The sequence below is a fragment of the Bradyrhizobium sp. genome, assembly GCF_019244115.1.
In the GTDB taxonomy this organism is placed as follows: Bacteria; Pseudomonadota; Alphaproteobacteria; order Rhizobiales; family Xanthobacteraceae; genus Bradyrhizobium.
The window spans coordinates 1-7,665 of record NZ_JAFATE010000671.1 but is presented as its reverse complement, the minus strand read 5'-3'; the positions used below and the strand labels follow the sequence as shown (position 1 = coordinate 7,665).

At 62.2% G+C, this 7,665-nt stretch carries 7 protein-coding genes and 1 tRNA gene; 4 read left to right on the top strand and 4 right to left on the bottom strand.

Annotated elements, in window-relative coordinates; all coding sequences use genetic code 11:
• The first annotated feature begins 79 nt into the window (after positions 1 to 79).
• A complete protein-coding gene (locus JOZ76_RS29180; protein ID WP_291704620.1) occupies positions 80 to 778 on the top strand; it encodes an outer membrane protein in 699 nt (232 codons plus the stop codon).
• Positions 779 to 1,064: 286 nt separating this feature from the next.
• The gene (locus tag JOZ76_RS29175) at positions 1,065 to 2,273 is read left to right on the top strand and encodes a patatin-like phospholipase family protein (protein WP_291704624.1); all 1,209 of its coding nucleotides are present in this window, start codon (positions 1,065 to 1,067) and stop codon (positions 2,271 to 2,273) included.
• 313 nt (positions 2,274 to 2,586) lie between these two features.
• Here JOZ76_RS29175 and JOZ76_RS29170 read toward each other — a convergent pair.
• The 3 genes from JOZ76_RS29170 to JOZ76_RS29160 form a co-directional block, all read right to left on the bottom strand.
• Positions 2,587 to 2,663, bottom strand: a tRNA-Arg gene (locus JOZ76_RS29170).
• A 260-nt stretch (positions 2,664 to 2,923) separates the two neighbouring features.
• Positions 2,924 to 3,334, bottom strand: a complete 411-nt coding sequence (locus JOZ76_RS29165) for a YccF domain-containing protein (protein WP_291704618.1) — start codon at positions 3,332 to 3,334, stop codon at positions 2,924 to 2,926.
• A 211-nt stretch (positions 3,335 to 3,545) separates the two neighbouring features.
• Positions 3,546 to 5,321, bottom strand: coding sequence for a putative bifunctional diguanylate cyclase/phosphodiesterase (locus tag JOZ76_RS29160; protein WP_291704616.1), 1,776 nt, complete (start codon positions 5,319 to 5,321; stop codon positions 3,546 to 3,548).
• A 179-nt stretch (positions 5,322 to 5,500) separates the two neighbouring features.
• Between JOZ76_RS29160 and JOZ76_RS29155 the strand changes: the two genes are divergently transcribed.
• Positions 5,501 to 6,343: an SDR family NAD(P)-dependent oxidoreductase gene (locus JOZ76_RS29155; protein ID WP_291704614.1), complete on the top strand. Its 843-nt coding sequence runs from the start codon at positions 5,501 to 5,503 to the stop codon at positions 6,341 to 6,343.
• A 185-nt stretch (positions 6,344 to 6,528) separates the two neighbouring features.
• Positions 6,529 to 6,981, top strand: coding sequence for a cupin domain-containing protein (locus JOZ76_RS29150; RefSeq protein WP_291704621.1), 453 nt, complete (start codon positions 6,529 to 6,531; stop codon positions 6,979 to 6,981).
• 91 nt (positions 6,982 to 7,072) lie between these two features.
• On the opposite strand, the gene JOZ76_RS29145 is transcribed toward JOZ76_RS29150, so the two are convergent.
• Positions 7,073 to 7,665, bottom strand: a 593-nt coding sequence (locus JOZ76_RS29145; RefSeq protein WP_291704612.1) for a TauD/TfdA dioxygenase family protein, incomplete at its 5' end; no start/stop codon positions are given.

Here is a 7,665-nt window from a genome sequence, read left to right as displayed (position 1 = left end):
CCGTGCTGAAGCCTTGGGCCGGTCATGCTGAAAATGAGTTGAAGACCACCATGCAACCGCCACAACGGAGAAACTGCTCATGAAGAAACTTCTGCCCGCTACGACCGCTTGCATCGCATTCGCGGCGCCCGCGTTCGCGGCCGATCTTCCGGCGCGAATCTATACGAAAGCGCCGGCATCCGCAGTGCCGGAGATTCTCTACAACTGGACCGGCTTCTACGTCGGCGGCCATATCGGCGGCGCGCTCGCCGGCCCGGACAGCCTGGAGGAACGGCAAAACGGCCGTTTGTTCGGCGGCGTGCAGCTTGGCATTGACCGCACATTTGCTGGGAATTGGCTGATGGGCGCTGAAGTTCAGTTCAGCGGACTCGCCGGCAATGCCGGCAACGGCAAGACTTTTCCGGGCGGCGCGATGGTGAGCAGCAAGACCAACCTGCTCGGCTCGGTCACCGGCCGGCTCGGCTACACCTGGGGTTCGCTGCTACTCTACGCCAAGGGCGGCTACGCGGTCCGCGATAGTGCTGATGTCCACGCCAGCGTCGGCGGAGTTCCGATGACCGTCACAACCGCTGGCCCGCACCGAAGCGGCATCACGGCCGGTGGCGGTCTCGAATATATGTTTGAGCGAAATTGGTCCGCAAAGGCGGAATATCAATATTACAATTTCGGCGACAATCACTTCACCGGCGGGCCCGCCGCGCTCGTCGGCTCCCGCTTTAGGAATGACGAGCATACGGTCAAGCTCGGTATCAACTACCGCTTCAGCCAAGGCAGCTAACGACCCGCGACTGAGCGCGCAATGTGGAGAAAACGGCCGGTTTCCCTGCCGGCCTTCCTGTTGCGTGCCGGACGTTGGCCACAGCGCATTTTGCCAGATGAAGCAACAAGGCTCTTGACCCGAACCTAACGTCATAGGTCGGGCGAGACGGTTGGGCGTCCATGAAGTCAACTTCGCCAGCGGGAATATGGGTGTCGGATCTCGTTAGCGTCCGACGGGAGAATCGATGGTCTGCTTTTTCGATAGCTGCCCTGACCAGATATCAAATGGATCCCTGTTTTCTCTCATGCGTCGCCTGCGAGCACTGAGATGTTTGCTGGTCTCGTTGCTCACCGCTGTCCTTGTAACCGGTTGCGCGGCCATCACCCCGCGAAATGCACTGCCTGAAACCGCGGCTCAGGGCCAACCGAACGAATTCCGCCATATCCGGTATTGGGGCGACGAGGGGGCATCTGACGTAACGATATCGGCTGCAAGCCCTCAAGTCGAATCAGAGGTGCTGCGGGGGCGAAATGACGCGACGCGCCGGTTAAATCTGCTCGCCATATCGGGAGGAGCTGAGGACGGAGCGTTCGGCGCCGGGCTACTGGCGGGCTGGGGGGACGCTGGTAATCGGCCTCCGTTCGATCTCGTAACTGGTGTCAGTTCGGGAGCATTGATCGCGCCATTTGTCTTTCTAGGTCGGCAGCGGGACGTCCAACTCAAGGAGATTTTTACGAAATACAGCACGAAGGACATTGTCGACTTTGACACTCCCAGCCTGTTGCAGGGCTCAGCGATCCTCGACAACGACCCTCTTTCGCATCTCATCGAAAGGTATGTTGACCGCGAGTTCATGCGCGAGATCGCCGTTGAGAGGAGCAGAGGGAGAGTGCTGCTCATCGGAACAACAAATCTTGATGCTCAAAGACCGGTGTTGTGGGATATGGGCCTGATTGCGGCGCGCGATAATCTTGAAGCCTTGAACCTCTTTCGAAAAGTGCTGCTGGCGTCCGCCACCCTTCCCGGCGTCTTCGCGCCCGTTCGAATAAAGGTGCGAGTGGGAGGCGAGGTCTACGATGAACTCCACGTCGATGGCGGCGTGACACGGCAGGTGTTTATGGCGCCCTCAATCTTGCACCTCGCATCTGGTAACCGAACAATAGCCAATGGAGCTCGCCTGTTCGTCATCAGAAACGGTCGTATTGACCCGCAATGGAAGTCAACAAATGCAAATATGGTCTCGGTTACGCTCAGATCGCTCTCGACCCTGATCAAGAACCAAGGCATCGGGGATCTCTACAGGATCTATTCAGTTAGCAAAGCAAGAGGCATCGAATTCAATCTCGCGAGCATCCCGCCAGATTTCAACGTACCAATGGACGAGCTTTTCGATCGGAAATACATGAGTGCATTGTTCGAACGCGGCTACGAGATGGGTAGCCATGGTTATCCCTGGATCAAGAGCCTACCGGGACTGCAAGCAGCGGATCAGCAACCTCATTCGAAGCTGTGACCCGGTCCGGCATTTTCAACCCAGTTATCTTGTCACTTCGATTGCCAATCGAGCAGGGCGTTCCGTCTACATTGCAGCTGCAGGCGTGGCCTCCCAACAATGGCCCGCCTGTTGGGATGGTCCGAGCTTCCCGGCCCCGATCTACGCCAGCCTGGTCGAAGCCGACGGCTCCCGCCTTTTTGCTTCAATTGATCATGCGAAACCGGAATTACGGTGACAGGGCACTTGATTCGCGCTCCGTCCTCGCAATTGATTGCTTACCGCTTTTGACCGGGAGATCGGCGCATCTTGGCTGCGACAGCGAATACCGAAGTGGCGCACCCGACACGATTCGAACGTGTGGCCTTCGCCTTCGGAGGGCGACGCTCTATCCAGCTGAGCTACGGGTGCCTGCGCTGCTTACGCAGTGCTTACGCGGAAACTTCGTCAGTGTGAAGCGATCCGCGCCGATTCCTTAAGTCTTTGAAACGTCGATCTCTTTTTAGTCTTGCGCCCGCACGAAACAGCTTGACATCTGCCTTCGGAGGGCAACGCTCTATCCAGCTGAGCTACGGGTGCGTCGCGCTTTCATTAGCCGATTGCCCCGCCGTCGGCAACGGCCGGATTGCCACCCGGCGAAACCGATTGTCCACCCGGCCGCCGTCTTGCGGTCAGATATCGATCGGAACAATGGTCTTGCCGATCGGCCAGAGCGCGATGCCCGCAAGCTTCAGATGCGCCCAGGCAAAGGGGATGCCGATGATGGTGATCGCAAACAGCACCGCCGCGACCAAATGTCCGAGTGCCAGCCACCATCCCGCCAGCACCAGCCAGATGATATTGCCGATCAGACCGAGCGGTCCGGTGCCGATGTCCTCCCGCCCGGTCACGGCCGTGCGCGACACCGCGGCGGTGCCGAACGGCAGGAAGGTGTACACCGCGATGTTGAAGGCGGCGCGCGCCCAGGGCAGTCCGATGATCGTGATCGCCATGATGACGGCGGCGACCAGCCAGGCGAGCGCCATCTGCGCGCCGCCCAGCACGATCCACAATAGGTTCAGGAGCAGCGAGAGCGGAGACATGGGCCATCCTCAATTTTTGTAAACGCGCGTTCGAGGCTGTCCTGCATAGCAGAAATTGCCGGGAGGAGAGAGTCCGCGTTCCGGACGAGGCGTGGCGAAACTCCCCCTGACCGGCGCGCCCTCGAAGCCTGTCAGCTCAAGGCGAGCGCTGATGGCGCTCGCCCGGGGGGGCCGCGCTTTGCGCGGACCCGTTGGCTCGCAATGACGGTCGCTAGCGGCGATAGCCGTCGCCGCGAAGGTAGTTCGGCCGGCTGTACTGGGCGGCGCGGCTGGCAAGATTGACGCGCGCGTCGCTATAGGCCGAGGTGGCCGGCTTCAGCTCTTCGAGGAAAATCGGCCGCGAGAAGTAGAAGCCCTGCGCATAGCGGATTTTGGTCGCCGCCTGCAGATAGGCGAGTTCCTCGAACGACTCGACGCCTTCCGCGATCACGGTCATGCCGAGCGCAGCGCTCAGCGACTCGATCGCGCGCAAAATGCCCTGGCTGCGTGGGCGCTTATGGATGTCGGTGATGAAGGAACGGTCGATCTTGATCTCGTCGGCGGTGATGTCGGCCAGCGCCGACAGCGAGGAATAGCCGACGCCGAAATCGTCGATCGAGATGCCGACGCCGATCTTGCGCAACATCGGCAGGATCTCGTCCTGAAACAGCGTTTTGGTGACGAACGCATCCTCCGTCACCTCGATCATGAAGCGGCGGGGAAAGCCGGTCTCCTCCAGCGCCTGCGCGAAGGAGCGCATGAACTCAGCGTTGCCGGCCTGTTTGGCCGCGACATTGATGCTGATCACGGCCTTCGGGCCGAACGTCTCGTTGATGAGGTCGATCGACTTGACGATCTCCGTCAGCACGAGATGCGTCAGCTCGTCGATCAGGCCGAGCTCGACGGCGAGATTGACGAACGAGCCGGGGGCCTGGATGACGCCCTCGTCGCCGCGCAGCCGCACCAGCGCCTCGACCCCCATGATCTGCTGGGTGCGGATGTCGACCTTGGCCTGGAAGGCGCAGCAGAACCGCTTTTCGAGGATGGCCTGCCGCAGCGACTGCTCGACCTTCATCCGCTCCTGGGCTTCCCGCTCCATTGCGGCGTCGAAGAAGGCGGCAGCGCCCTTGCCCTCGTTCTTGACGCGGTACATCGCAAGATCGGCGTTCTGGCACAATACGTCGTAGCTGCGCCCGTGCTCGGGATGGAGGCTGACGCCGATCGAGGTGGAAGCGAAAATCTCCGATCCGTCGATGAAGAACGGCGCGGCGAGGCGGCGCAGCATCGAGCGGATGAAGTCGGCGACCTCGTCGGCGCTCTGGATCGGATGCAGCAGCAGCAAAAACTCGTCGCCGCTGATCCGCGACAGCATGTCGGATTCGCGAAGCTCGCGGTCGAGCCGCCGTGCCAGCTCGACCAGCAGCGCATCGCCGGTCGCATGACCGTAATAGTCGTTGATGTGCTTGAAATTGTCGATGTCGAGGAAGGCCAGCGCGAACCGCTCGAGGCTTCCGTCGGAACTCATGAGGCTCTTGACGCGATGCTCGATGACCCGCCGGGTCGGCAGATCCGTCAGCTCATCGTAGAAGGCGGAACGAAACAGCTGGTCCTCGAACGCCTTCTGTTCGCTGATGTCGGCGGAGCTCGACAGCAGAAGATCGCGATCGGCGATGCGGACCGGGCGATGCGTGGTGAGCAGCACCTGCCTGCCATGCGCGAGTTGCGCGACTTCCTCGGCGACGACGGGGCGGCCGCTCCGCAGAATCTCGGCGGCGACATCAAGGCGATGGCCGAGCCCTTTGGAAGCCGATGCGGAGGCCTGGGAGAAGCCGAGCTGGGCCGCGGCGGCATCGTTCATCAGCAGGAAGCGGCCCTCCACATCCTGCACCGTGACGCCAGCCGGCAGCAGGCGCATTACGTCACGCAGAAAGCTGAGTTCGGCGCGCGATGTGGCATCGCCATCGTCGTTCGCGGCGAGCTGCGCAAATTGTCTATCGACGCTTTCCATGATTGCGGATTGTGCTTTTTTCCCTCTTAGTTTTAGTTAAGCTGTCCGTAGAAACACGGGGCCATTGCGATAGCCGCCGGAAATTGTTGGCGAGGCGCCCGCTAACGTCATTAACAAGGCGTCAACGGCACCCCGTCTGCCGCCGCGGTCATCGAGCGGCCGTGAAGGGAGGATTTGTCATGGGACGTCTGGACGGCAAGGTCGCGGTCATTACCGGTGCGACCAGCGGGATCGGCCTGCGCACAGCGGAGGTTTTTGTGACCGAGGGCGCCAGGGTCGTCATCGCCGGGCGCCGCGTCGCCGAGGGCGAGGCGCTGGCGGCGAAGCTTGGCGCAAATTGCGTCTTCCGTCAGACCGACGTCACGGTCGAGGACCAGATGCAGGCGCTGATCGCGCTCAGCGTCGAAAAGTTCGGCAGGCTCGACTGCTTGTTCAACAATGCCGGTGGTCCGGCGCAGACCGGCGGCATCGAGGGTTTGGATGTGGCGCGGTTCGACGCGGCCATGGCCACGCTGGTGCGCAGCGTCATGCTCGGCATGAAACATGCCGCGCCTCACATGAAGACGCAGGGTTCGGGCAGCATCATCAACAACGGCAGCATCGCGGGACGGCTTGCCGGCTTCTCGTCCTCGATCGTCTATGGCGCAGCGAAAGCGGCCGTGATTCATCTCACGAAATGCGTCGCGATGGAGCTCGGCGAGTCCGGCGTGCGCGTCAATTCGATCTCGCCCGGCGCGATCGCGACCGGCATTTTCGGCAAGGCGCTCGGGCTCTCGACCGAGGCCGCGGAGAAGACGCCGGCCCTGATGCGCGAGGCGTTCAAATCAGTACAGCCGATTCCGCGCGCGGGCCTGCCCGACGACATCGCCCATGTCGCGGTGTTTCTCGCCAGCGACGAATCCTCTTTCGTCAACGGGCATGATCTGGTGGTCGATGGTGCCATGACCGGCGGCCGCAACTGGAGCCAGCAACAACAGGGCTATGCGGCGATGCGCAAGGGGTTGCAAGGGCACGCGGAGTAGTCGTTGTTTTCGTCATTCCGGGGCGATGCGCCGGCATCGAACTATGGTGCGCAATTGCGCACCTGAGAATCTCGAGATTTCGGGTTCACGCTTCGCGCGTGCCCCGGAATGACGGATCTGGAAAGGAGATTCTGATGTTCAAGATCTCGGCCACGCGTCTGCATGGTTCCGACTTTCGTCCGGCCATGATGGCGGCCTTCGCCGGCCTCGCCTGCGCGTTCGCGCTCGGCAGGGCGCTGCCGGTGACGATGGACGCGCTCTCGGCCGCGATCGCGCCGCTGTGCGCAAGCAGCGCCCAGGCCGCCGGCGCGGGCGACAAGGTCGAGCCGATCGGCTCCTATGCGCTGCCGAATGTGCCGGGCAAGCGCGTCACGATCGTGCGGGTGACTTACGGTCCCGGTGGGTTCAGCCGTCCGCACCGGCACGCAGGCTCGGTCACCGCCTATATCACCAGGGGCGAAATCCGTTCCCAGCTCGGCGGCGGCCCGGTCGAGACTTTTGCGGTCGGTCAGACCTTCTTCGAGCCGCCGGGCGCGACCCATCTGGTTTCGGCCAATGCGAGCTCGACCGAGCCCGCCGAGCTGATCGCGGTGTTTGTCGCCGATGAAGGCGCGCAGCTCACGACGTTTCTCGAGTAGCGCATCCACCGTCAGGATTGCGTTTCGTCGCGCATCCAGTCACCGCATGGTGTCCGCGACGGTGCATTCCTTGCCGTTGCGCGCCGGCACTTCACTGCGGCCGTTCGCCTTTCACCGTGACGCGGGTGCCGGCGCGCGTGTGCGGCCAGTAGTCCCACATCGCGCGGTGCTGGGTACAGCGGTTGTCCCAGAACGCGATGGCGTTTTCGGTCCAGCGGAAGCGGCACTGGAACAGCGGGCTTTCCGCGTGCTGACAGAGATAGGCGAGGACAGCATCGCTCTCGTCGCGAGGAATACCGACGATATGGCTGGTGAAGCCGCGGTTGACATAGAGCGCCTTCTTGCCCGTCACCGGGTGCGTCCGCACCACCGGATGCTGGGCGTGCGGATACGACGGCTTGTCGGCGACGCCATAGTTCGCGTAGAGCCCGCGATAGATCGGCTCGCCGTCATGCAGCGCGGTGAGGCCGTCGAGATAGGCCTTCATGCGATCGGACAGCGCCTCATAGGCGGCGTACATGCTGGCAAACAGCGTGTCGCCGCCCTGCGGCGGGCACTGTTTGATGTAGAGGATCGAGCCCATCGGCGGCTCGACGTCGCAGGAGACGTCGGAATGCCAGCCTTCGCCATTGGCGCGCGGCGAGTTCTTGTCGGCGTAGATCTTCATCAGCGCCGGGTCATCGC

Excerpts from the sequence above, each read along its gene's own strand:
- JOZ76_RS29155 (WP_291704614.1), top strand. The coding sequence starts at position 5,501 with ATGGGACGTCTGGACGGCAAGGTCGCGGTCATTACCGGTGCGACCAGC.
- JOZ76_RS29150 (WP_291704621.1), top strand. The coding sequence starts at position 6,529 with ATGATGGCGGCCTTCGCCGGCCTCGCCTGCGCGTTCGCGCTCGGCAGG.
- JOZ76_RS29160 (WP_291704616.1), bottom strand. The coding sequence starts at position 5,321 with ATGGAAAGCGTCGATAGACAATTTGCGCAGCTCGCCGCGAACGACGAT.
- JOZ76_RS29180 (WP_291704620.1), top strand. The coding sequence starts at position 80 with ATGAAGAAACTTCTGCCCGCTACGACCGCTTGCATCGCATTCGCGGCG.
- JOZ76_RS29175 (WP_291704624.1), top strand. The coding sequence starts at position 1,065 with ATGCGTCGCCTGCGAGCACTGAGATGTTTGCTGGTCTCGTTGCTCACC.
- JOZ76_RS29165 (WP_291704618.1), bottom strand. The coding sequence starts at position 3,334 with ATGTCTCCGCTCTCGCTGCTCCTGAACCTATTGTGGATCGTGCTGGGC.